The following is a 21770-nucleotide window of genomic DNA, read 5'->3' as shown; positions in this document are numbered from 1 at the left end:
AGGACACGGAACCAGGGGATTTGCCGATGACCACCGCAGGACAGCAGTCGGACACGCTCGACGACCCGTCACTCGACCGTCCGAAGTCGATGGACGCCGTCGACACGCACGCCCAGCAGGCCAAGAAGCTCGACGCGTCGGCCGTCAACGACCAGGCGAACAAGGCCAACGGCGCCGCGACCAGCTCCAACGAACTCGGGAACGATCTCAAGATCTTCCGCGACGACGTGCTGCGCGGCTGGGAGGGCAAGGACGCCGACGCCGTCGCCGATCATCTCGACCAGCTGAGCAAGGCCAGCTACAAGGTCAGTGACAAGGCCGAGGCCGCCAAGAACATCCTCCAGCGCGTGTCCGAGATCCTGGAGAACGTCAAGAAGAAGGTCGAGCAGCTGGCCGAGGAGGCCAACGACAAGGACGCGGAGAATCGCAAGCTGATCGGCGCGGCCCGGCAGCGGAAGAACAGCTCCGACGACGAGAACGAGATCGAGTCCGCGGCGGCCGACATCGCCCGGCTCCGGGAACTCAACGAGAAGGACGCCAGCGGCAAGAAGGACGAGATCGAGCAGGCCTTGGAGACGGCCGAGAACCAGATCGACGAACTCCTCAAGCCCCTCGGCATCGAGATCGACAGCGGCTTCGTGGAGCTGCTTCCGGCCGATTCCAGCCAGACCACGACCTCCAGCGCCAGCCCCAGCCCCGTGTCGACGAGCGGCGGCAACGCTCCCGCCGTCGGCGGAGGCGGCCCCGTCGGGGGCGGGGATTCCGGTGGTGGTGGCGCCGTCGCCGCGGTCCAGGGCGACGGCAAGCCCGCCAAGCCGATCGACGCGCGCGGCGACAACCCGGCCAAGATCGCCGAACAGTTCCTCGGCCGTAACGCCAGCGACCTCAAAAGCAGCGGCGAGCTGCCCGCGATGGAGTCGTGGGTGCCCAACAACGTCAACTGCGCGAACTTCGTGTCCGGCACCCTCGAGGCCGCCGGGCTGATCGACAAGAGCCAGGCCAGTGCCTCGGTCGACCAGCTCTCGGCCAACCTCAAGGCGGACGGCTGGCAGTCGGTGCCGTTGTCCGAGGCGAAACCCGGCGACGTGGTGGTCTCGAACGGAGGCGGGCACGTCGTGCTCTACGCGGGCGACGGCCAGTTCATCGGCTCCAACAACATCAACCCCGACGGTTCGCAACAGGTCAGCATGGGCGGCGGCGGTGGCCTGGTCGAGGTGCTCACCCCGCCGACCTGATCGGCGAGGCCCACCGTCGCCCGGTAGGTCAACGTCCCGTCCCGTACCCACTCGACGCTGTAACATCACCCGGGCCGGGCCGGCCGACCCGCAGCGTCCGACGTCGACGTGACGACGCGGTCGTTGTACTCGGCCGAACCGCTGCCCTGTTCTCTGGGAGGTAGCTCCATGCAGAACCCGCCCGCGCAACCCGCCCCGCAGTCACTGAGCCCCGGTGATCCTGCCGGGGAAGCGGTACTGCAGGCCGCCACCGCACCACTTCGCAACTCCGTCGGCGACCGGCTCCGGGTGGAGGTGGAACGCCTCAACCGCATCGGGTCGTGGGTGTTCCTGCAAGGGACGATGCGCGGAGCGGACGGTGGGCCGCCGAACTACACCGACACCGTCTTCGAGGCTCGCCGCGCCGACGGCGTGATGTCCGACGCGTACATGGCGCTGCTGGAGAAGGCCGATCCCACGATCACCGACAACGATCCGCGGGCCTGGCGCGTGACCGAGTGCGCCATCGGCCCGACCGACGTCGCGTGGCTGCCCTGGTCGGACCGGCACGACGCTCCGCGCGCGTTGTTCGGGGTCTGACACTCGCACACCCGCGGGGTGCCGCGGTGGAGCAGGCGTGGTCGCAGGCACACCTCGCCGAGCTGCTGGGCGTGTCGCGCCAGACGGTGGTCTCGATCGAGAAGGGCCGGTTCGACCCGAGTCTGCCGCTGGCCTTCCGGATCGCGCGCACGTTCGACCGCCCCATCGAGGACATCTTCACGCCCGACGAGAACGGGGCCTGATGCGTCCGCGGCCTGCCTGGCGCGCCGCCGGCGTGGACGTCGTCCTCGTCACGGCGACCACGGCTGCGACGACCAGCCCGCATCCGAGCAGCTGCAGCGACGACGGCGTCTCCCCCAGGAACACGACGGCGAGCACGACCGCGGCCACCGGCTGGATCAACAGCAGCGTCGCACCGAGTGCGCCGGGCAGTCTGCGGATCGCCGAGCCGACCAGCATCCAGCCCAGGATCTGTCCCGTCACGGCCAGCACCGCGATCCAGCCGAACGACGACGGCGACGGGACGAGGTCGAGGGTGCCCGTCACGATACCGGCGGCCAGGGCCACGAGGGCGCCCGCACCGTTGACGGTGGTCAGCATCGTGACCTGCGAACCGGGCTCGTCGGCGCGGCGCAGCACCAGCAGGTAACCGGCGTAGGCGACGCCAGCGAGCAGGCCCGTCACCGCGCCGTAGACCGGTGCGTCGCCGAAGGCGTGCGCGTCACCGATACCGGCGGCCAGCGCCACCCCGCCGAGCGCAGGCGGCACCGCCACCCAGAACGCCGTGCGCACGCGTTCCCGGAACAGCACCAGGGATGCCAACGGAACGAGCACGACCTGAATGTTGACCATGACCGTCGCGACTCCCGCACCCACCGCGCCGATCGACTCCGACCACAGCACCATGTCCAGACCGAGGAACAGCCCGGCGAGCGCGTGCCGCGGACGGAACCGCCACCGGACGCCCGCGCGCAGACCCAGCACCAGCAGCAGCGGCACGGCCAGCAGGCAGCGGAAGAACGTCACCGTCGCACTGGAGGCGTCGGCCAGCGCGACGAACAGCGGCGTCGTGCCGATCGTCAGCGCCCCGGCCACGGCGACGAGTCGCGGGTCGAGGCGGTCGAGGAAACCCGGCGACGACGGCGCCGCGCCACCCGCGGCGGGCGTGGTCGAACCATTCGCGGCGGGCGTGGTCGAACGCGGAGCCGGAGCGACAACGGAGTCGGGAGCGGGGAGGCGGACGGCGGCAGGCGTGGCGGTATCGGTCACGACATCCATCAGACCTGCGCACCGGCATGGACACCAGCGATGAAAACTGACGAGTACCCGTCACGAATCGTGATGAGACGATCGCGTCACAGCGTGGCCGGCGCAGTGAACCCGTATCGTTGCTTATGTGTTCCGCATCGAACGCCTCCAGGCGCTGCACGCCGTCGACCGACACGGTTCAGTCGCCGCCGCGGCCGAGACGCTGCACCTGACGCCGTCGGCCGTGTCCCAGCAACTGTCCAAACTGGAACGTGATGCGGGTGTCCGGCTGCTCGTGCCGCACGGCCGCACGGTGAAGCTCACCCCCGCGGGCAAGGTGCTCGCCGAGTCCGCGGAGGCCGCACTCGACGAGCTGACCCGGGCACGCACGCGGATCGACGCACTGTCCGGCAGCATCACCGGGCCGGTGCGGGTGGGCACGATCCCGACCGGGGTGTACGTGTTCGTCACCGAGGCGCTCACCACGCTCGTGACCGGCCATCCCGCCGTCGAGCCCGCCGTGGTGGAGGCCGAACCGGAGAAGAGCCTGCCGATGCTCGTCAACGGCCAGCTCGACATCGCGGTCGTCGAGAGCTGGGACAACATGCCGCTCACCCGCCTCCCATACACCACGTGGCGGGCGCTGCGCGACGACACCGCGCGCGTCATGCTGTCCGCCGGAGATCCGCGCGCCGCTGCGGACACGATCAGCGCACAGGACGTGGCCAGGGACAGCTGGGTGTCGTGGACTGCGGGTTCGCGCGCGCACGCCTGGCTGTGCCACACGCTGCGCGAGCGCGGGGTCGAACCGGACGTGCGGCACTACGTCACCGGATACGCCACGCAGTTCTCGCTCGTCACCCGTCTCGGGGCCACCGCGCTCATGCCCGCGATGTCGCTGGCCGTGGCCTCCGGTTACGACGTCCGCGCCCTGCGGCTCGACGATCCCTCACCGCGCCGCACGCTGTACGCCGTCACGGCCGATTCCCAGCCACGACCGGCTGTCAGCGCCTGCCTCGACGCGCTCGCCGACGCGGCCCAGCTCGACCACGCAACTCCCTGAATCCGCAGGCCTCGCCGGCTCCCAGCTGCTGGGTACCGGATACGACCGCCGGTCCACGCCGTAGACATTTATGGTCATCATTGACATGATCCACCGGAGGGCGCTGAGCCCTGGCCGAACTACGTCGAGGTCGAGGAGGATCCCACGTGGCCGGACCGACCACTCCCCCACGCGCCGGAAGCGGGACGCTCGTCGCCGTCATCTGTTGCTGTGCGGTGATTTTCGACGGCTACGACCTCTCGGTGTACGCGACGACGATCCCGGCCCTGCTCGAGTACGAACCGTGGCAGCTCGACGAAGCTCAGGCGGGCATGATCGCGAGCTACGCGTTCATGGGCATGCTCGTCGGCACGCTGATCTGCGGGCTGGCCACGGACCTGCTCGGCCGCAGACGGATGCTGATCGCGAGCATGACCTGGTTCTCGGTGTTCATGGGGGCGTGCGCACTCGCCCCCGATCCGGGCCTGTTCGGACTGTTCCGGTTCGCCTCGGGCATCGGCCTGGGCGGACTGCTGCCCACCGCGCTGGCGCTCACGGCAGAATTCGCGCCGCGTGGTCGCCGCAACCTGTTCAACGCACTGGTGAGTTCGGGATTCTCGGTCGGCACGATCGCCGCGTCCCTCATCGGCCTCGTCGTGATCGAGCAGTGGGGCTTCCGGCCCATGTTCGCCATCGGCGTGCTCCCGCTCGTGCTGCTGGTCCCCGTCGCCTACGTCAGACTTCCCGAGTCCGCCGATTTCCTCCACAGCAAGGGAAAACACGAGCAGGCCCGCGCGGTCGCCGACCGCTACGGCCTTCCGGAACGCGCGCGGCCCGGCACCGCGACGGAGCCCCGCGCGAGCCTGCGCGACCTGCTCCGCAGGCCACTGCTCACCACCGCCGTCGTGTTCGCGCTGGCCACCCTCATCGGACAGTTGTTCATCTACGGCCTGAGTACGTGGCTGCCCGCGATCATGCGTTCGGCGGGATATCCGCTCGGCTCGGCGCTGAGTTTCCTCGCCACGATGAGCCTCGGCGCGATCGCCGGCGCCACCGTGATGTCGTGGTTCGCCGACCGCATCGGCGCGCGCACGGTCGCCGCCTGGGGTTTCGGCATCGGTGTGCTGTCGCTGGTCACGATGAGCCTCGCACCGCCGACCCCTGTGCTGTACGCGGCCGTGGCGCTGGCCGGCGTCGGCGCCAACGGCACGGCGGTGATCCTCAACGGCTTCATCGCCACGTGGTTCCCCGCCGCGATCCGCGCCACCGCCCTCGGATCGATCATGACCGTCGCCCGTCTCGGCGGGATCGTCGGGCCGATACTCGGCGGGCTGATCGCCGCCGCGGACCTGCCCGTGCAGTGGAGCTTCTACGTCTTCCTGATCCCCGCGGCGATCGGCATCGGCCTCGTGCTGCTGCTTCCCCGCCGCCATCTCGACGGTGCCCCGCTCGGCACCGCCACGGAACCCGAGCCCGTACGAGGAGGAACCGCATGACCACCGCCACCGCCGCCGACAGCGAGGCGGCACGCACGACCCTGCACCGTTACGCCCGCGCCGTCGACACTCGCGACGACACCGCACTCGCCGAGGTGTTCACCGCGGACGTCGCCTTCGAACGCGTCGACGGGCTGCGCGAGGGCCGCGACACCGTCCTCGCCTTCTACCGCTCCGTGTTCGCCGGGCCGACCGTGTGGAGCAAGCACATGATCACCAACGTGCTCGTCCGGCCACGCGGCGACGGTCTCGCCGTCACCGCGTACTTCCAGGCCGTCTCGCGAACCGCCGACGACGCGATCGCCGTCTTCGGCGAGTACGACGACCTGCTGGTGCCGGACGGTGACGGGTGGCGCATCGCCCGCAAACGCATCGATGTGCAGCAGACGTTCGGCATGGAACCCCGCGATGGCTGAGGCCCGACGTCCGGCACCGGCCGTCGTCGTGACAGGTGCCGCGCAGGGCATCGGTGCCGCCATCGCCGCACGCTTCGCCGATGCCGGACATCCCGTCGTCGGGGTCGATCTGGACGGCGACCGTCTCGGCGCGGCCGTGGCCGACTGGCCCGGCCGTGGTCATGTGGCGATCACCGGGGACGCGGCATCGGCCGACGACCTCGCCGACGCCTGCGAGCGGGCGGCCGCGACGCCGAGCGGGCTCGGCACGTTCGTCGCCAACGCCGGTCACGCCAAGGCCGGTGACTCGCTGGACTACGCGGCCGAGGACTGGGATCGCCTGCTCCGGGTGCACCTGACGGGCGCCATGGTCGGCGCCCAACAGGCCGCGGCCCGCATGCCGTCGGGTGGCGCGCTGGTGCTGATGTCGTCGATCAACGGCATGCGCGGGTTTCCCCGCCGCACGGCCTACGGTGCCGCCAAGGCAGGCGTCGCGGGCCTGATCCGCGGGCTCGCCGCCGAATGGGCGTCCCGCGGAATCCGGGTCAACGGCATCGCACCAGGGCCGATCAAGACCGAGCTGTCGGCGGAGTTCCTCCGGCGGGGCGTGATCGACGAGCAGGAGTTCCTCGCGCGCGTGCCGATGGACCGGTTCGGCCTGCCAGCCGAAGTCGCCGAGCTCGCGTTCTTCCTGGGCACTCCGCTCGCCTCGTACATCACCGGCACGGTCGTCCCGATCGACGGCGGGTGGAGCGTCCAGGGCGTCGCGGGCTGATCTGGCGAGCGTGCGGCGAGTGCGCGAGACTGCCCGCCATGGTGGACGAAACGGATCTGGAGCACCTGCGGCGCTGCGTCGAACTCGCGGCCGAGGCACTGGACGCCGGTGACGAGCCGTTCGGTTCGGTGCTGGTCACCGGGGACGGGACGAGGGTGTTCGAGGACCACAACCACGTCTCGGGCGGCGATCACACCCGGCATCCGGAATTCGCGATCGCGCGCTGGGCCGCCGAGCAGCTGACTCCGGAACAACGTGCGGCCGCGACGGTCTACACCTCCGGCGAGCACTGCCCGATGTGCTCGGCGGCGCACGGCTGGGTCGGGCTGGGGCGCATCGTGTACGCGTCCTCGTCACAGCAGCTGACCGCGTGGCTCACCGAACTGGGCACCCCGGCGGCGCGGGTGCGCCCGCTGCCGATCGGCGAGATCGTCCCCGACACCGACGTCGACGGGCCCGTACCGGAACTGGCCGAGCAGGTCCGCGCCCTGCACGTGCGCAGGCACCGCACGTCCTGAGAGCGGCCCGCCGCACGCGGCCACCACCCACTACGGGGTCTGATCCGGATTCAGGGCGGTGTCCTGGCGCAGCGCCTGCAGGGTGTCCAGTTCCCTGTCGATGTCGCGGCGCTTGTCCTCCAGCCTGGCGACCTCCTCGGCGAGCAGCCGTTCCATGACCCCGTTGCGCTCGTCCGGCGGAGCCTGCAGACACGGCAGCAGCTGGTTGACGGTGCCGCTGCACAGCCCGGCGGCGAACAGGTGCTGGATCATCACGACCCGCTCGACCATGGACTCGTCGAAGTCCCGCCACCCGCCCGCGGTACGCCGTGCCTCGATCAAGCCCTGTTGCTCGTAGTACCGCAGTGAACGGGTGCTGACCCCGCTGGCGTCGGCCAGCTCGCCGATACGCATGACACCTCCCGGTAACGGCCGCCGTCTGCAACCCAGTCTTGCACTTCACACCGGTGTCAACTTCCACGATCGGTTCGCCCCCACCACCACGGGTGGTGACGACACGACATCGGAGGTTGTCCGTGACCGTCCACGTCCACATCTGGTCCGACTACGTCTGCCCGTTCTGCCTCATCACCGACGAGCTGGTGGCGCGCGCCGCCGCGGGCCGGACCGACGTCGAGATCGAGCATCATCCGCACGAACTGCGCCCCTATCCGGCTCGGACGCTGCGCCCGGAGGACCCGTACCTGCCGGGCGTGTGGACCAGCACCGTGTATCCGATGGCACGCAGGCTCGGTGTGCCCATGGCGCTGCCGACCGTCTCGCCGCAGCCCCGCACCGAACTCGCGTTCCGCGGCTTCCGCTACGCCTCGGACCGCGGCGTTGCGAACGCCTACCACCGGCGGGTGCTGACGGCGTTCTTCCGGGACGACCTCGACATCGGCGACCGCGGCGTCCTGGTCCGGCTGGCACAGGACGTGGGCCTCGACCCGGCCGGGTTCACCGCGGCACTCGACGACCCCTCCTACGCCCGGCGCCACCGGGACGCGCTCGCCGAGGCGGAACGACTCGGCATCACGGTCGTGCCCACGGTGTTCGTCGGCGGGCGCCGCCTCGAAGGCGTCGTCACCGAGAACGCGCTCCACCGGGCATTCGACGAGGTGGTCGCCGCATGAGTGCCGATCCGGCGGTGCTGTACGCCGCCATGGAGCGCGCGGTGGAGTTCGGCACGCGGCACGTCGATGCGGGCGGCCTGCCGTTCGTCGGCGTCCTCGTCGCCGACGACGGTCGCATCTCGGCCGCGGGCGTCAACCGGGTCCGGGAGACCGCGGATCCGACCGCGCACGCCGAGATCGTCGCGATCCGCACGGCGATGGCCACCCCCGACGGCCCTCCCGTCGCGGGCGCGACGTTGCTGGCGACGGGCGAACCGTGCGCTCTCTGCTACGACGTCGCCGCCGAGCGCGGCATCGCCGCGGTGCGCTTCGCCGTCGCCGCCGAGACCGCCGCCGCGTGGGGTTTCGACTACCGCGACGGCTACGCCGCGGCGGGCACCGACCGCCTGCCGCTGGCGAGAACCGCACGGCCCCTCCTCGTGGCGGGCTCGCTCGCGCCGTTCGCCCGCTACCGCGCGCTCCATCGAACCGACCACTGAACCGCCCCGATCGAAGGAACCATCATGAACTGGCTGTTTCTCGCCGTCGCCATCGTCTTCGAGATCGCCGTGGCCCTCTCGGCGAGTCAGGCACACGGCTTCACCCGCCCGGGCTGGACCGCGGCGACGCTGCTCAGCGGTGGCATCGCCACGTACTTCCTGAGCCTCGCGCTGCTCACGTTCGACGTCGGCGTCGGCTACGCGATCTGGACGTCGGCCGCGGGCGTCGGCATCGTCGTCCTCGGAGCAATCCTTTTCGGACAGTCACTGCGCGGCCGCAAGCTGCTGGGCATCGCCGTCGTCATCGTCGGCGTCGCCGGCCTTCAACTCAGCGGCGCCGTCTGACGCCGGCACCGACCACTAACCGGGCCCGCACTCCAGGCCCGCCATTCGAGAAGGGAACCACCATGACCTCCACCCCTGATTCCGCCGCTCCCCACCCCACCGCACCGACTGCGGCGGCGCCGGTCAACCGGCGAGGCCGGGCCTGGCTCGTCCTCCTGCTCGCGGGTGCGTTCGAGGTCGGCTACGCGCTCGCCGTCGGCGGCAGTGAAGGATTCACCGTGCCGTCCTGGTCGGCCGTCGCCGTCGTCTTCTTCCTGCTGACCCTGTTCGCACTCAGCCACGCCCTGCGCACGATCGACGTCGGCATCGGCTACGCCGTGTGGGCGGGCACCGGTGCCGTGGGAGCGGCGGCGCTGGGGCCGGTCTTCTTCGACGAGAGCCTGACCCTCGCGAAGGCCGGCTGGCTCGCCGTGATCATCGTCGGCCTCGTGTGGCTGAAACTCGCGGACAGGCCGGAACCGGGGAAGCAGCCCGCGACCACGACCTGAGAGGACGGAAGAAGCCGGGCCAGGAGCATTGGACCGCCGCGCCGGGCGGACCGGGCCCGGCCGGGTGCCGCCGCGGGCGCGATGCGAACACCCGCGGCGGTGCCCGGCGGCCACGTGCGTGCAGTACGGTCACGACACCGTCGTCGACAGGACAGGAGGTGACCTTCCCGTGCGGAACCCGCTCAGCTGGCCGGGACGTCTCGCCGACTGGTTCGAACTGCGCGGCGTGTACGTACCCGGCGAGGACAACCGCGTCGTCGACCCGTGGCGCGACTGGGGCTGGCTCATCGTCGCGTGGCTGGTGACGGTCGCCGTGTTCATCCTCCTGTTCGCCTTCGCGCTCTGACAGGCGTCGCAGCCGCGCCGTGCTCCCGGAGCAGTCCCGATGCCCGACGCGGCAACGCACCGGGCTGCACCATTCGGCGGTACCCGACCGTGTGACCCACGACATTCGCGGATCACGGGCAGGACACAGCCCAGAACCAGGAACGCCTCAACCGCGCCGTGCGGGTGGCACCACCTGCCAGGCGCACGCACAGTGGTCCCGGGCGTCACCCGGCGCCCGGTGCGGACACCGCACAGGCCGGTGAGGCCTGCGGCAGCCCGCAGCGACGACAGGCCGGCGGTGCGGGACACCGGCAGGCGGAACAGGAGCGACAGCAGTGCGAAAGGGCAGGCCGGCACTGGCCGTCTGCGCGCTCCTCCTGGCGCTCACCGGCTGCGGTGCCGAGCCCACGGCTCCCGAGGGCGGCGCAGCCGTTCCCCCCGGCACCACCAGCCGGGCAGCCGCCTCCCAGACGAGCGCCCACGAGACGCCCGCCCGGCCGGCCGTGCTGTTCGGCGGCGACTACCGATTCGGCTCCGGCCTGATCGTCAACGTGTCCGAACCGAAAACGTTCACCCCCAGCGACTCGGCCTTCCCCGACGCGGACCGGGCCGCAGCGTTCACGCTCACGGTGCGCAACGAGACGGACAAGGCCTACCGGCTCTCGCAACTGTCCGTGCGCGCAACCTCCGGCGACGAACGCACCCCGCAGGTCGTCGACCCCACGCAGGGCTACACCGGCATCGTCGACGCCGAACGCGACCTGCCCGCCGGTGACCGCATCGAACTGCCCTACGCCTTCGCCGTGCCCGCCCACCGCGGGTCCCTCGAACTCACCGTGTGCCCGGACACGTCCGGGGCGGACGAGGCGATCTACCACGGTCAGGTGTGACGCCCGGCCACGCCCGCGCCCACTCCGGATACGCTGCGAGCATGACCGAGCAGACGAGACTGGAACCCGGCGACAAGGCACCCGATTTCACCCTGCCCGACAGCGAGGGAAACGACGTCTCCCTCGCGAGCTTCCGCGGCGGCCCCGTCGTCGTGTACTTCTACCCGCGCGCGAGCACGCCGGGCTGCACCACGCAGGCGTGCGACTTCCGCGACAACCTGGCCCTGCTCGGCGACTCCGGTTACCAGGTATTGGGCATCTCGCCGGACAAGCCGGGCAAGCTCGCCACCTTCGCCGAGAACGAGGGGCTGCCGTTCCCGCTGCTGTCGGACCCCGACAAGACGGTGCTCACCGCGTACGGCGCATACGGCGAGAAGAAGAACTACGGCAAGATCGTGCAGGGCGTGATCCGCTCGACGTTCGTGATCGACGGTGACGGCGTGATCGTCAAGGCGATGTACAACGTCCGCGCCACGGGCCACGTGGCCCGCCTGCTCAAGGAACTCAAACTCGACGGCTGAGCGCGCCCGGCCGAACCGCGAGTGGCCGGGCTCGGCGGAAGGCCCCTCGACGGCGACCGCATCACGGCCCGGGCCCGCCGGTCGACTCCGGGTGGAGCGCGCCCGGCACCGGCGCGGCGTTGCCCGCGTCGGTGCCGGCGCCCACGTGGCTCACAGGGCTTCGACGTACTCCTGCAGGTGCGGCAGCAGCGAGCGCAGCGCCTTGCCCCGGTGCGACGCGGCGTCCTTCTCGGCCGGCTGGAGCTGGGCGGCCGTCCGTGTCTCGCCGTCCGGAACGAAGATCGGGTCGTAGCCGAAACCGTTGGTGCCGCGCGGTTCGCGGATGATCGTGCCGCGCCACTCGCCGCGCACCACCATCTCCTTGCCGTCGGGAACGACGAACGCGGCCGCTGACACAAATCCACCGCTCCTGCGCTCGTCCGGCACGTCCTGCAGCTGGCCGAGCACGAGCCGCAGGTTCGCCTCGTCGTCGCCGTGCCGCCCGGACCAGCGGGCCGACAGCACGCCGGGCATGCCGCCCAGCGCATCGATGCTCAGGCCGGAATCGTCGGCGATCGCCGGCAGCCCGGTCGCCTTCGCCGCGTCGTGCGCCTTGGCGACCGCGTTCTCCTCGAACGTCGCACCGGTCTCCGGCGCCTCCGGGAAGTCCTCCACATCGGACAGCCCGAGCACCCGCACGTCACCGAGGCCGCGCTTGACGACGATGCGCCGCAGTTCGTCGAGCTTTCCCGCGTTCCGCGTGGCGAGCAGGATCCGCGTCGTCACTTGGAGCCCTTCGACTTCTTGTCCGCGGGCGCGGGTTCGGGCAGCGTGCCGGGATACGGTTCGGCCAGCGCCTCCGACTGCTTGCGCGCGAGCTCGGCACACCCGGCCTGCGCCAGATCCAGCATCTTGTCCAATGTGGACCGTGTGAAGGTGGCGCCCTCGCCGGTGCCCTGAACCTCGATGAGCGTGCCCGTGTCCGTGGCCACGACGTTCATGTCGACCTCGGCCCGCGAGTCCTCCTCGTAGGGCAGGTCGAGCCGCACCCGCCCGTCGACCACGCCGACGCTGATCGCGGACACCGTGGCCGACAGCGGTTTCGGATCGGCGAGCTTGCCCGCCGCGTCGAGCCACGTGATGGCGTCGGCCAGCGCGATGTAAGCGCCGGTGATCGCGGCCGTGCGCGTGCCACCGTCGGCCTGGATGACGTCGCAGTCGAGCTGGATCGTGTTCTCGCCGAGCGCCGCCAGATCGATGCACGAACGCAACGACCGGCCGATGAGCCTGCTGATCTCATGGGTACGGCCGCCGATCTTGCCCTTCACCGACTCGCGGCTGCTGCGGTCGTGTGTCGCGGACGGCAGCATCGCGTACTCGGCCGTGACCCAGCCGAGCCCGGATCCCGCCCGCCATCGCGGCACGCCCTCGGTGACGCTCGCCGCGCACAGCACCTTCGTGTCGCCGAACTCGATCAGCACCGACCCCGCGGGCCACTGCTGAAAACCGCGGGTGATCCGTACCTCGCGGAGCTGGTCGTCGTTCCTGCCGTCTTTTCGCACCACGGGGCCGACCCTACAACCCGGCCCACCCCGGTTTCGCCCCGACGGGCCGCCCCGGTTGAGATCCGCGGCCCGCGCTAGACCTCGTAGACCTCACCCTGGGTCACCACGTCGACCTCACCGCCGAACGCCGCCCGCGCCTCGGCGAGCACGGCGGCGGCGTCGGTCCACGGTGCGATGTGGGTGAGCAGCAACCTGCCGGCCCCGGCGCGCGCGGCCAGCTCGCCCGCCTGCCTGCCGGACAGGTGCACCCCTGCCGGCCGATCCGGCGCGTCGGTCCACGACGCCTCCGCCAGCAGCACGTCGGCACCGTCCGCGAGCGTGTCCAGTTCGTCGCACGGCCCCGTGTCGCCCGTGTAGGCGAGCGTGCGCCCACCATGGGACAACCGGACGCCGAACGCGGGCGTCGGATGGTGCATCGGCACGGTCACCACCTCGAACGGGCCGAGATTCCGCGTGCCGTCCTCCAGGGAGTGGAAGTCGTAGACGTCCGACAGGTCCGCGTCGCTGCGCTCGTCCTCGTCGGCGGCGAACGCGTTGGCCAGCCGCACGGGCGCCTGCGCGGGCGCGTGCACCGGGAGGCGGCGCTGTGCCGGGTCGTACGGCGGCGCGGGGTGGTAGCGGCGCAGCACCGTCAGTGCGCTCACGTCGGCGCAGTGGTCCGGGTGCAGGTGCGACAGCACCAGTGCGTCCAGGTCGAACGGATCCCGCACGGCCTGCAGCTGCGCCAGGGTGCCGTTGCCCAGTTCGAGACCGAGCACGAAACCGTCGGCCTCGACGACGTAGCCGGATGCCGCGCTGTTCGGCCCGGGAATGCTGCCCGAGCAACCGAGGATCGAGAGTCGCACGGGTCGTACCTTGCCACAGCCGGATCGCCGGATGCCTGCACTACGTGGCGGCGAGCACGCCGCGGGTGGCGGCCGGCACGGGCGCGCCGCGCCCCGTTCAGGCGACCGTCAGCGCGGGGCCGAACCCCATGAACCGGCCGGCCAGCCGGGTGAACCGTTCCTGATCGCCGGTGGCGTGGAAGACGTGCCGGGGCTCCTGCCCCGACTCGGCCAGCAGGTCGCGTTCGGTGAGCACGCGCACGACGTCCTTGGCCGTCTCCTCGGCGCTGGACACGAGCGTGACCTCCGGACCCATCGCCAGCTGCAGCACGCCCGTCAGCAACGGATAGTGCGTGCAGCCGAGGATCAGCGTGTCGACGCCGTCGCGCGCGAGCGGTTCGAGATACCCCTGCGCCAGCCCGAGCACCTGCCGTCCCGACGTGACGCCCCGCTCGACGAAGTCGACGAACCGCGGGCAGGCCACGCTGGTCAGCCGCACGTCGTGGGCGGCGGCGAACGCGTCGTCGTAGGCGCGTGACCGGACGGTCCCCTCGGTGCCGATCATGCCGACGCGGCCGTTGCGGGTCGTGGCGACCGCGCGGCGCACCGCCGGCAGCACGACCTCGACGACCGGGATGTCGTAGCGCTCGCGGGCGTCCCGCAGACAGGCCGACGAAGCCGTGTTGCAGGCGATCACCAGCGCCTTCACCCCGTCGTCGACGAGCCCGTCCAGGGCCTGCAGCGCCAGTTCACGGGCGCGCGCGATGGGCAGCGGGCCGTACGGGGCGTGCGCGGTGTCCCCGACGTAGCGCAGGCTCTCGGCGGGCAACTGGTCGGCGATGGCGCGGGCGACGGTCAGCCCGCCGACGCCGGAGTCGAAGATTCCGATCGGGGCGCTCACGTACTGAAGGTTATCCCGCCGCCGGACCGACGCCGCCCGCCGTCTTCCGGCTCGCCGCCCGGTCCGCCTTCGCGCCCAGCCAGGCGGCCAGCACGCCGCCGAGGGCGCCGAACAGGTGGCCCTGCCAGGAGATGCCGGCCTGGCCGGGCAACACGCCCCACAGCATGCCGCCCCAGATCGCCAGCAGCACCGCCGCGACGGCGAGCTGCGCGACGCTCCGGTTGAACACGCCCCGCACCAGCAGGAACGCGAGCCAGCCGAACGCGAGTCCCGACGCGCCGACAGTGATCACGCCGGGCGGAGCAGTCAGCCACACGCCGACGCCGCCGACCAGCCAGATCGTCGCCGTCACCATCACCCACTGGCCGATGCCGCCCGCCATCGCGAGGAACGCGAAGACCAGCACCGGCACGGTGTTGGCCAGCAGATGCCCCCAGCCGTCGTGCAGCAGCGGGGCCCACGCGATGCCGTCGAGCCCGCCGAGCGACCGCGCGACGATGCCGCCGTCGTCGAGACTCGCGGGCAGGATGACGTCGATCAGCTCGATCACGTACAGCACGACGGTGAAGGCCGCCGCGACGATGCCGGCCGCGAGGGGTTTCGGCGGCAGGATCCGCTTGACGGGCGGGCGCGCCTGCTTGGCCTCACCGGCACCGGGCGTGGGAACGGGCTGCATACTCACGGGTCCAGATTACGGCTCCGCACCCCTGCCGGGCCTCGGTGATGACCCTGAAATCCACCCCCGACCGCGCGTGTTCTGCACTCGGCACCGCGTGTCCTGCACCCGGCACCGCGTGTTCTGCGCCCGGACACGCGTGTTCCGCATTCGGCGCCCGTGTTGCTCCCGCCCTCCGCCCTCCACGACCTGGCGACCGCAGCCATGACGACACCTGCCGGCGCCCTGGTCCGTACGATCGCCGGCGTGCGTTTCCGGCCCATCTCGTTCGATCGCCTCGTGACCGAACTCGCCGAACGGATCGGGTCCTGGCCCGCCGACCGAAACCCGGTCGTCGCGTTCGACGGGGCGGCGGGCGCCACCGACCCGGCCGAGCTCGCCGACGCACTCGTCGACCCGCTGCGTATCGCGGGACGCGAGGTGCTGCGCGTGTCCGCGTGGGACTTCCTGCGACCGGCATCGCTGCGGTTCGAACGCGGCCGCCACGACCCCGACACGCGGTACGAGGACTGGCTCGACGTGGGAGCACTGCGCCGCGAGGTGCTCGACCCACTGCGGCCCGGCGGCACGGGCGAGGTCCTGCCGGCACTGTGGGACGCCGAGGCCGACCGGGCCTACCGGCTGCCGCGCGCGACGCTGTCCCGCGGTGCGGTCGTGCTCGTCGACGGGGAACTGCTGCTCGGCCGGGGACTGGACTTCGACCTCTCCGTCCACCTGTGGCTGTCACCGGCGGCGCTGAACCGCAACACACCCGCAGACGGCCGCTGGGCGCTGCCGGCCTACGAACGGTACGAACGCGAGGTCTCCCCCACCGACACCGCGGACGTCGTCGTGCGCATGGACCGCCCGCGGAACCCGGCCGTCAAGGACTGACGGCCGTCGGCGACTGAAAACGACTGCGGTCCCACCGGAAACCCGGCGGGACCGCAGTCGTGTCGAAACAGGACCGTGCGCGACCGTCGCTACGCCCAGAGCTGGCCGTCGAGACGTTCGGCGGCCTCGTCGAGCGAACCGGCGTAGGCACCGGTCGACAGGTACTTCCAGCCCGCGTCGGCCACGACGAACGCGATGTCGGCCGACTGGCCCCTGGCGATCGCCTTCTCGGCCATGCCCAGCGCCGCGTGCAACACGGCACCGGTCGAGATGCCCGCGAAGATGCCCTCCTGTTCGAGCAGCTGGCGGGTGCGCCGCAGCGCGTCGTACGCGCCGACGGAGTACCTGCCGCTCAGCACGTCCGGGTCGTACAGCTCGGGGACGAAACCGTCGTCGAGGTTGCGCAGGCCGTAGACCAGCTCGCCGTACCGCGGTTCGGCGGCGACGATCTGGACCTCGGGCTTGGCCTCCTGCATGTACCGCCCGACACCGACGAGCGTGCCCGTGGTGCCGAGGCCGCCGACGAAGTGCGTGATCGTCGGCAGGTCCGCCAGCAGCTCAGGGCCGGTGCCCTCGTAGTGGGCGGCGATGTTGGCCGGGTTGCCGTACTGGTACAGCATCACCCAGTCCGAGTTGAGCTTCGCGAGCTCCTTGGCCTTGCGGACGGCCTCGTTCGACCCGCCCGCGGCCTCGGAGAAGATGATCCGCGCGCCGTAGGCCTGCAACAGCTGCTTGCGCTCGGCGGACGTGTTCTCCGGCATGACGCAGACCAGACCGTAGCCCTTCAGCTTGGCGGCCATGGCCAGCGAGATGCCGGTGTTGCCCGACGTGGGCTCGAGGATCGTGGCGCCGGGCCGGAGCGAACCGTCCTTCTCGGCCTCCTCGATCATCTTGAGCGCCGGACGGTCCTTGATCGACCCGGTCGGGTTACGGTCTTCGAGCTTTGCCCACAGCCGGACGTCGTCCGACGGCGACAGACGCGGCAAACCGACGAGCGGCGTGCCACCCAGCGTGTCGATCAAGGACTCGTAGCGGGCCATGATCAGCGCATACCGCCGGCGACGGCGGGCAGGATCGTCACGGTGTCCCCGTCGGTGACCTCGGCCTCGAGGCCTCCGACGAACCGGACGTCCTCGTCGTTGACGTAGACGTTGACGAACCGGTGCAGTTTCTCGTCCTTGACCAGACGGTCCTTCAGGCCGCCGTGACGCGACTCGATGTCGTCGATCACCTGGGCGACAGTCTTGCCGGACGCCTCGACGGACTTCTCGCCGTCGGTGTGCGTACGCAGGATCGTCGGGATGGACACGGTCACGGCCATGGGTTACCTCCGCAGAATGGCTTGTCGATGAGGACAGACGTTTGAGCACGCGGGAAAATTCCGCGTGTGACCCGGGCTACGCCGGGGAGCGATCAGGCGTCGGGGACGTCGTCGCTGCCGGTGTTGGCGAACATGTACGACTCGACGGGCGTGACGTCCGGGTTGAGCCGGATCGACGGGCTCTCGGCGCCTGCCTCCCCGACGATCTGCACCGGCTCCTCGGTGACCTCGCCCTCGACGATCCGGTACGACCGGAAGTCCGCGACGTCGTCCTCCCGGGTCGACACGAGCACGTAGTGCGCGAAGGGTTCCGAGGCGAACGAGATGTCGGTCCGCGAAGGGTAGGCCTCGGTGGCGGTGTGCGAGTGGTAGATCACGACGGGTGTCTCGTCGTTCGCGGCCATCTCGCGGTACAGCTTCAGCAGGTCGCCCGAGTCGAATTCGTAGAACGTCGGCGAGCGCGCCGCGTTGACCATGGGGATGTAGCGCTCTGGGGTGTCGCTGCCATCGTCGGGTCCCGCGATGACCCCACAGGCCTCGTCGGGGTGATCGCGACGGGCGTGGGCGACGATCGCGTCGACATGGTCACGGCGGATCCGAAGCACGTCCCCTATCTTACTGGCTGAACAAAGCGTGTTCACAGTGTGAGACGGCTGCTGTGGCCCATCCCTCCCCCGGGCTGCCGAACCATGCCTGACCAGCACTCCCCGGCCGCCGAGCCGTCTCGGCCCGCCCGTGCCGCCGCGTGCACCACAGCCCGCACCGCCACGTGCGGTGGCCGTCAGTCCTCGAAAGCCTCGGGCCAGAGATCGCGGTAGGCCTGCAACCCGGCGGCGGAGGTGGCGTGCAGCACACCGTGGATCATGGCCCGGGTGAACACCCGGGCGGCCGCCGAGCACAGCCCGTCCAATGCCGCGGCGCGGCGTGCCTCGTGCTCTCCGCCGAGCCTGCCTGCCCGCTCGGTCAACGGCCGCGCGCCCGTGGCGAGCGCGAACACCGTGTCGCCGTCGTACATCGTGTGCGCGGGCCGCACCGCACGGGCAAGCCCGTCCTGCGCGGCGACGGCGAGCCTGCGCGCCTCGGCCTTCGACAGCTCCGCGTCGGTGGCGACCACGCCGATGGTGGTGTTGAGGTCCTTGCGCTCGGCCCGTCCGCCGAGGTCGACGGCGCGGCGCGGCCACCGCGCGACGCCGAACTCGCCCGGCTCCGCGTGGTCGGCGGCCAGCGGCTCGCCGGTGCCCGTGCGCACCGCCTCGCCGGCGGCGTTGACCACGGCCAGCACACCGACCGTGAACTCCCCGACCCGCTCGCTCGCGGTACCGACGCCGCCCTTCAGCGACCCGACCTGCGCGCCCGTCCCGGCACCGACCGTGCCCTGCGCGACCGGCCCCGCCGTGGCCGCCTCGCACGCCGCGTAACCGAAGGTCGCGTCGGGGCGGTTGCCCCAGTCGCTCCGGGGCAGGTCGAACACGACGGCGGCGGGCACGATCGGCACCACCTCGAACGGGCGGGTGCCCACGGGGAAGCCGCGCTGCCGCTCACCGAGCCAGCGGACGACACCGTCGGCGGCGGCGAGTCCGTAGGCGCTGCCGCCGGAAAGGCAGATCGCGTCGACCCGCTGCACCAGGTTCTCGGGTGCCAGCAGGTCGGTCTCGCGGGTGCCCGGCGCGCCGCCCCGCTGGTCGACCGCGCCGACGGCCTGTCCCGGCACGAGCACCGCGGTCGCCCCCGTCGCCCAGCCGCGCCCGAGACGGTGGTGATGGCCGACGAGCACGCCGGGCACGTCCGTGATCGCGTTGAACTCACCCGGCATCGCGGCCTCCTGCTCCCTCGTCGCCCTACTCGGTGAGCGCCTGCACCAGGCTTTCCTGTACCCAGGTCAGCCAGTGGTAGATGCCCAGATGCGAGGAACGCGGATCGTCCTCCGGCAGCTCCTCGGGCATGTCGTCGTTCACGTCGAGCGCCGTGCCCAGGGCCAGGCGGACGTCGTTGAGGGCCGACACCCAGGCGTCGGCCTGCTCGTAGGTGAGCTTGATGTTGCCGCCCTCGGGAGGGAGCGTGTTCAGCAGTTCGGCGGCCACACCGAGCTTGGCGTCGAGCACCTGCGGCTCGTGCAAGGAACGCAGCGCCGACGCCGAGTCGATGTCCTCCTGCGCGGGCTGATCGGGGTCGAGCTTGTGGAAGTCAGGCAGGAGCCGCCCGAGCACGGGGTCGTCCGGGCCCTCCGACGGGCCGGTCTTGATGCCGGTCAGCTCCGCCAGTTCGTCCTGCGGCGCCTCCTCCGCGCGAGCGCGGAGCATGTCGTCGACCTGGCTGACCAGGCCCCGCAGCACGGCCGCCTCCTGTTGCTCGAATCCGCCGAGCACACGGCCGCCCTTGCGCCGCCAACCCTTCACGTCTGCTCCATCGTGGCCCACAGGCCCGCCGCGTGCAGTTTCGCGACGTCGCCCTCGACCTTCTCCTTGCTGCCCGACGTGACGATCGCCCGACCCTTGTGGTGGACGTCGAGCATCAGTTTCGTGGCATGGTCGCGGCTGTACCCGAACAGCTTCTGGAAGACGTACGTCACGTACGACATCAAGTTGACCGGGTCGTTCCACACGATCGTCTGCCACGGCTGGTCCCCGGCGCTGGTGTCCTCGCCGAGTGTCTGTTCGGCCTCGACCGGCGTCGTCATGTCCTCCATGTTGGCACGCCCCCTCTAACGCCCTGCCCGGAACCCCGCAAGTCCCTTGTCACCCGTGTCTGCTGCCCCGAAGGGCACCTTCGGGGCGTTGAATGCCACAAGGTGCCCTTCGGGGCATCTCTCCCAGCCCGGCCACCGTCCCTCGTCGACACGCCGACGAGGGACGGCCTGCCCGCGGCCGGCACCCACGACTGTGCGGCCCACCCGCTCGCGGATAGGTTCTTCCGCATGGAACAGATCGGCCCCAGCACGGCACTGCTGACCGACCACTACGAACTGACCATGCTCGGCAGCGCACTGGCCGACGGATCCGCCGACCGCGAGTGCGTGTTCGAGGTCTTCGCACGCAGGCTTCCCGGCGGCAGGCGGTACGGCGTCGTGGCGGGCACGGGCCGGGTGCTCGACGCGATCGCGGACTTCCGGTTCACCGACGCCGAGCTGACGCAGCTCGAGGAGACCGCCGTGGTCGACTCGGCGACGCTGTCGTGGCTGGCGGACTACCGCTTCTCGGGCGACGTCGACGGCTACCCAGAGGGCGAGCTGTACTTCCCCGGTTCGCCGCTGCTCACGGTGCGCGGCAGTTTCGCCGAGGCGGTCGTGCTGGAAACACTGATCCTGTCCATTCTCAACCACGACTCGGCGATCGCGTCGGCGGCCGCGCGCATGTCGGCCGCCGCGTCGGGCAGGCCGATCATCGAGATGGGCGGACGCCGAACCCACGAGCTGGCCGCCGTCGCGGCCGCGAGGGCCGCGTACCTGGCGGGCTTCGCGACGACGTCGAACCTCGAGGCGGGCAGGCGCTACGGCATCCCCACGCGCGGCACCACGGCGCACGCGTACATCCTGCTGCACGACAGCGAGGAGGCCGCGTTCCGTTCGCAGGTCGCCAAGGCCGGACCGGACACGACGCTGCTCGTCGACACCTACGACATCACCACGGGGATCGACACGGCCGTGCGCGTGGCGGGGCCGGAACTCGGTGCGATCCGCATCGACTCCGGCGACGTGGGCGTGCTCGCGCGCAAGGCCCGCGAGCAGCTCGACGACCTCGGAGCCAAGGACACGCGGATCATGGTGTCCGGCGATCTGGACGAGCACGCGATCGCCGCGCTGCGTGCCGAACCGGTCGACGCCTACGGTGTCGGTACGTCCGTTGTGACCGGATCGGGCGCGCCGACCGCCGGAATGGTGTACAAACTCGTCGATGTGGACGGGCGCCCGGTCGCCAAGCGCAGCGAGGACAAGGCTTCCCGTGGAGGCCGGAAGTCGGCAGTGCGCAGGCACAAGGCGACCGGCACGGCACTGGAAGAGGTGGTGCACCCTGCGGATACGCCACCCGAGCTCGGTGAGCACGACCGGGTCGTGCCGATCCCGCTGATGCGGGCCGGCAAACCCGCTGGTGGACTGCCCACACTGGAAGACGCGCGCACCCGACTGCGCCGCGGCATGGTGAGCCTGCCGTGGGAAGGTCTCAAGCTCTCCGGCGGCGAGCCTGCCATTCCGACGACATTCATCTGAGAAGGCGGGAGGCGAT

General features: G+C 71.1%; 30 protein-coding genes. 17 read left to right on the top strand and 13 right to left on the bottom strand.

The genetic code is table 11. The features are described from left to right. Nucleotides 1-26 precede the first annotated feature (26 nt). From LY40_RS17320 to LY40_RS17310, 3 genes are all read left to right on the top strand, one after another. Nucleotides 27-1235, top strand: a complete 1209-nt coding sequence (locus LY40_RS17320) for an NlpC/P60 family protein (RefSeq protein ID WP_183778272.1) — start codon at nucleotides 27-29, stop codon at nucleotides 1233-1235. 168 nt (nucleotides 1236-1403) lie between these two features. After that, nucleotides 1404-1814 (top strand): hypothetical protein, encoded by a 411-nt coding sequence (locus LY40_RS17315; protein ID WP_183778274.1) that lies wholly within the window; start codon nucleotides 1404-1406, stop codon nucleotides 1812-1814. Nucleotides 1815-1840: 26 nt separating this feature from the next. Then, nucleotides 1841-2017, top strand: a complete 177-nt coding sequence (locus tag LY40_RS17310; RefSeq protein WP_183778276.1) for a helix-turn-helix transcriptional regulator — start codon at nucleotides 1841-1843, stop codon at nucleotides 2015-2017. Here LY40_RS17310 and LY40_RS17305 read toward each other — a convergent pair. Next, the gene (locus LY40_RS17305) at nucleotides 1992-3044 is read right to left on the bottom strand and encodes a DMT family transporter (RefSeq protein ID WP_183778278.1); all 1053 of its coding nucleotides are present in this window, start codon (nucleotides 3042-3044) and stop codon (nucleotides 1992-1994) included. The genes LY40_RS17310 and LY40_RS17305 overlap by 26 nt on opposite strands. Nucleotides 3045-3171: 127 nt before the next feature. Between LY40_RS17305 and LY40_RS17300 the strand changes: the two genes are divergently transcribed. From LY40_RS17300 to LY40_RS17280, 5 genes are all read left to right on the top strand, one after another. Then, nucleotides 3172-4086 (top strand): LysR family transcriptional regulator, encoded by a 915-nt coding sequence (locus LY40_RS17300; RefSeq protein ID WP_258937433.1) that lies wholly within the window; start codon nucleotides 3172-3174, stop codon nucleotides 4084-4086. A gap of 146 nt (nucleotides 4087-4232) precedes the next feature. Beyond that, nucleotides 4233-5561 (top strand): MFS transporter, encoded by a 1329-nt coding sequence (locus LY40_RS17295; protein ID WP_183778280.1) that lies wholly within the window; start codon nucleotides 4233-4235, stop codon nucleotides 5559-5561. After that, nucleotides 5558-5977 carry a nuclear transport factor 2 family protein gene (locus LY40_RS17290; protein ID WP_183778282.1) on the top strand — a complete coding sequence of 140 codons (420 nt, stop codon included), beginning with the start codon at nucleotides 5558-5560 and terminating at the stop codon, nucleotides 5975-5977. Before LY40_RS17295 ends, LY40_RS17290 begins: the two co-directional genes overlap by 4 nt. Beyond that, a complete protein-coding gene (locus LY40_RS17285; RefSeq protein ID WP_258937432.1) occupies nucleotides 5970-6731 on the top strand; it encodes an SDR family NAD(P)-dependent oxidoreductase in 762 nt (253 codons plus the stop codon). Before LY40_RS17290 ends, LY40_RS17285 begins: the two co-directional genes overlap by 8 nt. Nucleotides 6732-6769: 38 nt before the next feature. Beyond that, nucleotides 6770-7249 (top strand): nucleoside deaminase, encoded by a 480-nt coding sequence (locus tag LY40_RS17280; RefSeq protein WP_183778286.1) that lies wholly within the window; start codon nucleotides 6770-6772, stop codon nucleotides 7247-7249. 30 nt (nucleotides 7250-7279) lie between these two features. Here the strand turns inward: LY40_RS17280 and LY40_RS17275 are convergent, their stop codons facing one another. After that, a complete protein-coding gene (locus LY40_RS17275; RefSeq protein WP_183778288.1) occupies nucleotides 7280-7642 on the bottom strand; it encodes a MerR family transcriptional regulator in 363 nt (120 codons plus the stop codon). Nucleotides 7643-7764: 122 nt separating this feature from the next. Here LY40_RS17275 and LY40_RS17270 point away from each other — a divergent pair, with 122 nt between their 5' ends. From LY40_RS17270 to bcp, 7 genes are all read left to right on the top strand, one after another. Continuing rightward, the gene (locus tag LY40_RS17270; protein WP_183778290.1) at nucleotides 7765-8361 is read left to right on the top strand and encodes a DsbA family oxidoreductase; all 597 of its coding nucleotides are present in this window, start codon (nucleotides 7765-7767) and stop codon (nucleotides 8359-8361) included. Then, complete coding sequence (locus tag LY40_RS17265) at nucleotides 8358-8840, top strand: deaminase (RefSeq protein ID WP_221212602.1); 483 nt, start codon at nucleotides 8358-8360, stop codon at nucleotides 8838-8840. Before LY40_RS17270 ends, LY40_RS17265 begins: the two co-directional genes overlap by 4 nt. Before the next feature lie 24 nt (nucleotides 8841-8864). Continuing rightward, nucleotides 8865-9185 (top strand): DMT family transporter, encoded by a 321-nt coding sequence (locus LY40_RS17260; RefSeq protein WP_258937431.1) that lies wholly within the window; start codon nucleotides 8865-8867, stop codon nucleotides 9183-9185. Between the two features lie 62 nt (nucleotides 9186-9247). Next, on the top strand, nucleotides 9248-9673 hold the full coding sequence (locus LY40_RS17255) for a DMT family transporter (protein WP_183778292.1): 426 nt from the start codon (nucleotides 9248-9250) through the stop codon (nucleotides 9671-9673). A gap of 169 nt (nucleotides 9674-9842) precedes the next feature. Beyond that, nucleotides 9843-10019, top strand: a complete 177-nt coding sequence (locus LY40_RS17250) for a hypothetical protein (protein WP_183655237.1) — start codon at nucleotides 9843-9845, stop codon at nucleotides 10017-10019. A 316-nt stretch (nucleotides 10020-10335) separates the two neighbouring features. Next, nucleotides 10336-10890 carry a hypothetical protein gene (locus LY40_RS17245; RefSeq protein WP_183778293.1) on the top strand — a complete coding sequence of 185 codons (555 nt, stop codon included), beginning with the start codon at nucleotides 10336-10338 and terminating at the stop codon, nucleotides 10888-10890. Nucleotides 10891-10931: 41 nt separating this feature from the next. After that, nucleotides 10932-11411 (top strand): thioredoxin-dependent thiol peroxidase, encoded by a 480-nt coding sequence (gene bcp, locus LY40_RS17240; RefSeq protein WP_183778294.1) that lies wholly within the window; start codon nucleotides 10932-10934, stop codon nucleotides 11409-11411. A 150-nt stretch (nucleotides 11412-11561) separates the two neighbouring features. Here bcp and rdgB read toward each other — a convergent pair whose 3' ends face one another. From rdgB to LY40_RS17215, 5 genes are all read right to left on the bottom strand, one after another. After that, nucleotides 11562-12176 (bottom strand): RdgB/HAM1 family non-canonical purine NTP pyrophosphatase, encoded by a 615-nt coding sequence (rdgB, locus tag LY40_RS17235; protein ID WP_183778295.1) that lies wholly within the window; start codon nucleotides 12174-12176, stop codon nucleotides 11562-11564. After that, entirely contained in the window at nucleotides 12173-12955 is a 783-nt protein-coding gene (gene rph, locus LY40_RS17230) for a ribonuclease PH (protein WP_308216671.1), read from the bottom strand. Before rph ends, rdgB begins: the two co-directional genes overlap by 4 nt. 74 nt (nucleotides 12956-13029) lie before the next feature. Next, nucleotides 13030-13800 carry an MBL fold metallo-hydrolase gene (locus LY40_RS17225; RefSeq protein ID WP_258937430.1) on the bottom strand — a complete coding sequence of 257 codons (771 nt, stop codon included), beginning with the start codon at nucleotides 13798-13800 and terminating at the stop codon, nucleotides 13030-13032. A gap of 97 nt (nucleotides 13801-13897) precedes the next feature. Then, nucleotides 13898-14680 carry a glutamate racemase gene (gene murI / locus LY40_RS17220; protein ID WP_183778299.1) on the bottom strand — a complete coding sequence of 261 codons (783 nt, stop codon included), beginning with the start codon at nucleotides 14678-14680 and terminating at the stop codon, nucleotides 13898-13900. A 10-nt stretch (nucleotides 14681-14690) separates the two neighbouring features. Beyond that, nucleotides 14691-15356 (bottom strand): rhomboid family intramembrane serine protease, encoded by a 666-nt coding sequence (locus LY40_RS17215; protein ID WP_183784773.1) that lies wholly within the window; start codon nucleotides 15354-15356, stop codon nucleotides 14691-14693. A gap of 246 nt (nucleotides 15357-15602) precedes the next feature. On the opposite strand from LY40_RS17215, the gene LY40_RS17210 reads away from it, so the two are divergent. Next, a complete protein-coding gene (locus tag LY40_RS17210; protein ID WP_258937429.1) occupies nucleotides 15603-16229 on the top strand; it encodes a nucleoside/nucleotide kinase family protein in 627 nt (208 codons plus the stop codon). An 89-nt stretch (nucleotides 16230-16318) separates the two neighbouring features. Here the strand turns inward: LY40_RS17210 and LY40_RS17205 are convergent, their stop codons facing one another. From LY40_RS17205 to clpS, 6 genes are all read right to left on the bottom strand, one after another. Continuing rightward, nucleotides 16319-17269, bottom strand: a complete 951-nt coding sequence (locus tag LY40_RS17205) for a PLP-dependent cysteine synthase family protein (protein ID WP_183778303.1) — start codon at nucleotides 17267-17269, stop codon at nucleotides 16319-16321. A gap of 2 nt (nucleotides 17270-17271) precedes the next feature. Beyond that, nucleotides 17272-17550, bottom strand: coding sequence for a MoaD/ThiS family protein (locus tag LY40_RS17200; protein ID WP_183778305.1), 279 nt, complete (start codon nucleotides 17548-17550; stop codon nucleotides 17272-17274). A gap of 92 nt (nucleotides 17551-17642) precedes the next feature. Continuing rightward, nucleotides 17643-18155 (bottom strand): M67 family metallopeptidase, encoded by a 513-nt coding sequence (locus LY40_RS17195; protein ID WP_308216672.1) that lies wholly within the window; start codon nucleotides 18153-18155, stop codon nucleotides 17643-17645. A 176-nt stretch (nucleotides 18156-18331) separates the two neighbouring features. Beyond that, nucleotides 18332-19363 (bottom strand): P1 family peptidase, encoded by a 1032-nt coding sequence (locus LY40_RS17190; protein ID WP_183778307.1) that lies wholly within the window; start codon nucleotides 19361-19363, stop codon nucleotides 18332-18334. Nucleotides 19364-19388: 25 nt separating this feature from the next. Continuing rightward, nucleotides 19389-19946, bottom strand: a complete 558-nt coding sequence (locus tag LY40_RS17185) for a DUF2017 domain-containing protein (protein ID WP_183778309.1) — start codon at nucleotides 19944-19946, stop codon at nucleotides 19389-19391. Continuing rightward, on the bottom strand, nucleotides 19943-20227 hold the full coding sequence (gene clpS / locus LY40_RS17180) for an ATP-dependent Clp protease adapter ClpS (RefSeq protein ID WP_183655273.1): 285 nt from the start codon (nucleotides 20225-20227) through the stop codon (nucleotides 19943-19945). The genes LY40_RS17185 and clpS overlap by 4 nt, the downstream gene beginning before the upstream one ends. Before the next feature lie 237 nt (nucleotides 20228-20464). On the opposite strand from clpS, the gene LY40_RS17175 reads away from it, so the two are divergent. Continuing rightward, nucleotides 20465-21754 (top strand): nicotinate phosphoribosyltransferase, encoded by a 1290-nt coding sequence (locus LY40_RS17175; protein ID WP_183778311.1) that lies wholly within the window; start codon nucleotides 20465-20467, stop codon nucleotides 21752-21754. Nucleotides 21755-21770 lie beyond the last annotated feature (16 nt).

The organism is Prauserella salsuginis, assembly GCF_024648885.1.
In the GTDB taxonomy this organism is placed as follows: Bacteria; Actinomycetota; Actinomycetes; order Mycobacteriales; family Pseudonocardiaceae; genus Prauserella; species Prauserella salsuginis.
The sequence above is the reverse complement of the archived record's forward strand: the minus strand, read 5'-3'. Positions and strand labels throughout refer to the sequence as shown.

Excerpts from the sequence above, each read along its gene's own strand:
- LY40_RS17215 (WP_183784773.1), bottom strand. The coding sequence starts at position 15,356 with ATGCAGCCCGTTCCCACGCCCGGTGCCGGTGAGGCCAAGCAGGCGCGC.
- LY40_RS17315 (WP_183778274.1), top strand. The coding sequence starts at position 1,404 with ATGCAGAACCCGCCCGCGCAACCCGCCCCGCAGTCACTGAGCCCCGGT.
- LY40_RS17285 (WP_258937432.1), top strand. The coding sequence starts at position 5,970 with ATGGCTGAGGCCCGACGTCCGGCACCGGCCGTCGTCGTGACAGGTGCC.
- LY40_RS17255 (WP_183778292.1), top strand. The coding sequence starts at position 9,248 with ATGACCTCCACCCCTGATTCCGCCGCTCCCCACCCCACCGCACCGACT.
- clpS (WP_183655273.1), bottom strand. The coding sequence starts at position 20,227 with ATGACGACGCCGGTCGAGGCCGAACAGACACTCGGCGAGGACACCAGC.
- LY40_RS17205 (WP_183778303.1), bottom strand. The coding sequence starts at position 17,269 with ATGGCCCGCTACGAGTCCTTGATCGACACGCTGGGTGGCACGCCGCTC.
- LY40_RS17260 (WP_258937431.1), top strand. The coding sequence starts at position 8,865 with ATGAACTGGCTGTTTCTCGCCGTCGCCATCGTCTTCGAGATCGCCGTG.
- LY40_RS17190 (WP_183778307.1), bottom strand. The coding sequence starts at position 19,363 with ATGCCGGGTGAGTTCAACGCGATCACGGACGTGCCCGGCGTGCTCGTC.
- LY40_RS17320 (WP_183778272.1), top strand. The coding sequence starts at position 27 with ATGACCACCGCAGGACAGCAGTCGGACACGCTCGACGACCCGTCACTC.
- LY40_RS17280 (WP_183778286.1), top strand. The coding sequence starts at position 6,770 with ATGGTGGACGAAACGGATCTGGAGCACCTGCGGCGCTGCGTCGAACTC.
- LY40_RS17175 (WP_183778311.1), top strand. The coding sequence starts at position 20,465 with ATGGAACAGATCGGCCCCAGCACGGCACTGCTGACCGACCACTACGAA.
- LY40_RS17275 (WP_183778288.1), bottom strand. The coding sequence starts at position 7,642 with ATGCGTATCGGCGAGCTGGCCGACGCCAGCGGGGTCAGCACCCGTTCA.
- bcp (WP_183778294.1), top strand. The coding sequence starts at position 10,932 with ATGACCGAGCAGACGAGACTGGAACCCGGCGACAAGGCACCCGATTTC.
- LY40_RS17290 (WP_183778282.1), top strand. The coding sequence starts at position 5,558 with ATGACCACCGCCACCGCCGCCGACAGCGAGGCGGCACGCACGACCCTG.
- LY40_RS17200 (WP_183778305.1), bottom strand. The coding sequence starts at position 17,550 with ATGGCCGTGACCGTGTCCATCCCGACGATCCTGCGTACGCACACCGAC.
- LY40_RS17265 (WP_221212602.1), top strand. The coding sequence starts at position 8,358 with ATGAGTGCCGATCCGGCGGTGCTGTACGCCGCCATGGAGCGCGCGGTG.